This window comes from Vibrio sp. 10N.222.46.A1 (genome assembly GCF_041473595.1).
Lineage (GTDB): Bacteria > Pseudomonadota > Gammaproteobacteria > Enterobacterales > Vibrionaceae > Vibrio > Vibrio tasmaniensis_A.
In genome coordinates, this window is sequence record NZ_JBFRSN010000540.1 from 1 (window position 1) to 4,276 (window position 4,276).

5 protein-coding genes are annotated in these 4,276 nt (G+C 45.3%); 3 read left to right on the top strand and 2 right to left on the bottom strand.

Translation table 11 applies throughout. From position 1 onward, the window contains the following. Positions 1–843, top strand: an 843-nt coding sequence (gene atpD / locus AB4496_RS15410) for a F0F1 ATP synthase subunit beta (RefSeq protein ID WP_372131302.1), incomplete at its 5' end; no start/stop codon positions are given. A 14-nt stretch (positions 844–857) separates the two neighbouring features. Further along, positions 858–1,301 carry a F0F1 ATP synthase subunit epsilon gene (locus AB4496_RS15415; protein ID WP_004730391.1) on the top strand — a complete coding sequence of 148 codons (444 nt, stop codon included), beginning with the start codon at positions 858–860 and terminating at the stop codon, positions 1,299–1,301. Positions 1,302–1,481: 180 nt separating this feature from the next. Here the strand turns inward: AB4496_RS15415 and AB4496_RS15420 are convergent, their stop codons facing one another. Continuing rightward, positions 1,482–2,444, bottom strand: coding sequence for a nitrilase family protein (locus tag AB4496_RS15420; protein ID WP_009844930.1), 963 nt, complete (start codon positions 2,442–2,444; stop codon positions 1,482–1,484). A gap of 105 nt (positions 2,445–2,549) precedes the next feature. On the opposite strand from AB4496_RS15420, the gene AB4496_RS15425 reads away from it, so the two are divergent. Next, a complete protein-coding gene (locus AB4496_RS15425; protein WP_009844929.1) occupies positions 2,550–3,425 on the top strand; it encodes a LysR family transcriptional regulator in 876 nt (291 codons plus the stop codon). A gap of 116 nt (positions 3,426–3,541) precedes the next feature. Here AB4496_RS15425 and AB4496_RS15430 read toward each other — a convergent pair whose 3' ends face one another. After that, positions 3,542–4,090, bottom strand: coding sequence for an RNA-binding S4 domain-containing protein (locus tag AB4496_RS15430; RefSeq protein ID WP_009844928.1), 549 nt, complete (start codon positions 4,088–4,090; stop codon positions 3,542–3,544). Between the last annotated feature and the right edge of the window lie 186 nt (positions 4,091–4,276).

Below are 4,276 nucleotides of genomic sequence, written 5' to 3' on the forward strand. Positions count from 1 at the left end.
GGTGAGCGTACTCGTGAAGGTAACGACTTCTACTACGAGATGAAAGAAGCGGGTGTACTAGACAAAGTAGCCATGGTTTACGGCCAAATGAACGAGCCACCGGGAAACCGTCTACGTGTTGCACTTACAGGCCTGACTATGGCTGAGCGCTTCCGAGATGAAGGTCGTGACGTACTGCTGTTCATTGATAACATCTACCGTTATACACTTGCGGGAACAGAAGTATCAGCACTGTTAGGCCGTATGCCTTCAGCAGTAGGTTACCAACCAACACTCGCTGAAGAGATGGGTGTGCTTCAAGAGCGTATCACCTCGACTAGACAAGGCTCTATCACGTCTATCCAAGCGGTATACGTACCTGCGGATGACTTGACTGACCCATCACCAGCAACAACCTTTGCTCACTTAGATGCGACCGTTGTACTGTCTCGTAATATCGCGGCATTGGGCCTATACCCTGCAATCGACCCATTGGATTCAACCTCTCGCCAATTAGACCCACTTGTGGTTGGCCAAGAGCACTACGACATTGCACAAAAAGTCCAAACAACGCTGCAACGCTACAAAGAGCTAAAAGACATCATCGCGATTCTTGGTATGGATGAGCTGTCTACTGAAGACAAACAGACCGTATCTCGCGCTCGTAAGATTGAACGTTTCTTAACTCAGCCTTACCACGTAGCCGAAGTGTTTACTGGTCAGAAAGGTGTATTTGTACCGCTAAGCGAAACACTAAGAGGCTTTAAAGGCCTGTTAGGCGGCGAATATGACGATATCCCAGAGCAGGCATTCTTGTACTGTGGTTCTATCGACGAAGTGCTTAACAAAGCAAAATCACTCTAAGAGGCAGGTACACCATGGCTATCGGAATTACAGATAATACATTTCAACTTAATATTGTAAGTGCGGAAGGTACGCTGTTTTCAGGTCCAGCGTATGCCCTAGCCGTTTCTGGCGCTGATGGTGAGCTGGGGATCCGCCCCGGTCACTCCCCGCTTCTCAGTAAGATCAAGCCGGGCGTCACAGTGTTTGTCACAGATCCTAAATCAGAGGGGCAAGTGCTTTATGTCTCTGGCGGGATGTTGGAAGTTCAACCGGATGTGGTAACGGTGTTAGCCGATACTGCCTTGCACGGTCAAGATATTGACCGCGCTCGCGCAGAAGAAGCGAAATATGCAGCTCTAGAAAATATCAATAAGGGCAATGTAGACATCAACTTTGCACAAGCTCAGCTTGAACTAGCAAAAGCCGTTGCTCAACTTCGTGCATCAGAACTGACGTCTTCTCGCACTCGACACTGAGAATAGAACTTAGACGTTTGACGTTTGATGCTTGGTGCTTGATGCTTGATGTGTAAATAGTCTACCCACTTAAAAACAGTTTAAGTGGGTAGACTACATCAGGAACTCTTCTCTCCCCTCCAACTTCCCCCTCCCTTTCAACCGTCCCTAATACATCCTTTTTCACCAGCGCTTACACCATTATTTCTCAGCAAAACGCGCTTGGTGCGGATCAAGTTCATGACCAAGAGGTTGTGTGAGTGAATGATAAAGCTCTGGCTTACGACCACGAATCCAACGTCTGCCCGTACACATATCTAACTCTTCTGCTTTTAGCTCTGCAATCACCATATCGTTATCAACACTATCGGTCTCAGCAATGATTTCACCGTAAGGGCTCAAGATCATCGCGTTGCCTGTCCTCACTTCGTCCATATCAACACCTACACCATTACTGAACACCACAAAGAGGCCGTTATCGTGCGCTCTTGCAGGCAGCCAACGCATTAGCCACTCGCGGCCATTCTTGCCCTGCATTTCTGCACGAATCGCATCTGGGTTTTCATCTCGGTTAAACCATAACTCAGGGTCAATTCGCTTCATCGCGTTCGGGCTTCGTGAATGACAACCGCCCGTTTGGTGTGGCGCAATCAATATATCGGCGCCTTTCAAAACAGTGATCCTGACGTTCTCAACCAAGTTGTTATCCCAACAAATCAAGATACCGACTTTGCAACCATGAGGCGTATCAAACACTGTGTATTGGTCGCCACTGCTCATATGTGGGCTAACGAAGGTGTGCAGTTTACGGTGCTTTTGTACCTCACCATTGGGCATGGCGAATACGTAGGTGTTGTATAATTCGCCATCGATGCCCTGCTCTATCAAGCCCGCGCCAACACTGATTCCAAACTGTGTTGCCAGTGCAATCAGCTTTTGAGTCGATTCACCACCCGGTACAGGTTCCGCTAACGCTTCAATCTCATCTCGCGACAAAGCAGACACATGCCAGTAGCCAGTGATGCACATCTCCGGGAAACTGACGATCTGCACGTCACTGTCCGCAGCCTTTTGAACGTATTGCTCTATAACCGATAAGTTATACGCCTTATCACCTGCGTGGTGGTTAAATTGAACCGACGCTACTTTGATGTCTTTCTTCATGGTTCGTCCTCAAACTTCGCTTTATCTGATTGGTATGAACCTAGTATAAAAAATCAATTCAATTCCATATAATGAAAGATATTCTCAATTCAATGAGTATTTGGAATGGAATTTGATCTCCTGAAGGCATTTTGTCAGCTCGCTAAATCGGGCAATTACCGTTTGGCATCAGAGCAGCTCTACATCACTCAATCGGCACTCACTAAAAAGATTCAACGACTTGAATCCAATATTGGGGCGTCTCTGTTTTCTCGTGGCAGGAATGGCGCAGAGCTCACGCACGCAGGAAAAACGTTACTGGCAGAAGCCCAACGTTTGGTTCATTCAATGCAAGCGTTTGAGCAGCTGTCAGGCTCGGTGGTAAAAGGGACTCAGGGACATTTGAACATTGCCTTTGGCGTGTCTACTTATCATGAAGCACCCAAGCTTATTGCGGCTTATAAACAACAATACTCAGACGTTCATATCACGTTAAATGACACACCTTCCAAGCAGCAGACAGATGAGTTATTGAGCCATGACCTCGATATCAGCTTCAATCGGATACCAGAATCATCGGATTTAGAAAGCCTAACACTGTTCAATGATTCGCTTGTGGTCGCGATACACCAAGATCTTCTCAAGCAAGCGCCAAACAAAAATCTCGTCGTCTCTGAGTTATCGAAATGGCCTTATCTAAAGCTCGCCCAACATCGCGGTCCCGGATTAGACAGACAGATTCAACAATATTGTCTTGCCAATAAAATCGACTTATCAAAGACGCAAGAAGCCGATGATATCCTCACCCTGCTTGCCTTGGTTTCTGCCAATATCGGCTTCACCATTGTTCCTAGCAGTGCGCAGTTCATTAGCAATACCGATGTGGAATTCATTACTTTAGAAGGTGAATACGCCACTTGGCCTGTCGGATTGATCTGGAATGGAGAGAGTGAAAACCCACTTAGAGATAAGTTTGTAGAGTTTGTGGCTCATCAAAAATAAAATTAGGTCAGGACCTAATTTACACCTACAAAAAAGGCTCACTAAATAGTGAGTCTTTTGATATCTGTTTAACGTAAAACCTGGGTATAACGGTGCTTACGTTTCAAAGTAATAACTTAGAAGAACTCAATCGAATTACGGCCGCTTTTGTCGTCACGTGTTGGCTTCGGCGTATCCGCTTTCTTTTTCGGTTTGTTTTCTTTCTTCTTCTCTTTTTTCTCTTTCTTTGGTTCAGCCGTTGCGCTTAGCATTTCTGCTTTGCTTTTCTTAGATTCTTTCTTCTTAGAATCCTTTTTAGACTGACCTTTCTTCGCCTTGTTATCTTTTTTAGGCGCTTCTTTCTTTTTCGGCTTTTCTGATTCTTCTTGTACTGGCTGATCGCACACCACTACATAGTACTCTTGGTTGAATTCAAAGAAGTCGCCATCGTACATTTTACGACGTTTACGAGTTTCTAATTCACCATTTACCGCTACGTAGCCTTCAGAGATGATGTGTTTAGCTTCTCCGCCACCACTCACTAGGTTAGCAATTTTAAACACTTTGTAGAGCTCGATTGGCTGTGATGAAACATCAATACCAATTGCTTCAATTTCAATCTCTTCGCCTTCTTCGCCCAGCTCTTGGCCTTCGTAATCAGCGTCTTCGTAATGTTCTTGGTCCATGGTGACCTCTACCTAAATATGTACTTCTGAAATATTGGGCGCAGTGTAATCTTAAAACAACAAAATGACCATGTTGAATTATGGTTCAAGCATCGAGTTCACTGGATTAAAGCTATCTTTAGCGCCATAAAACAAAAGAAGAGAACTAACATCATTAGCTCTCTTCTTATTTAAACCATAGCTTAG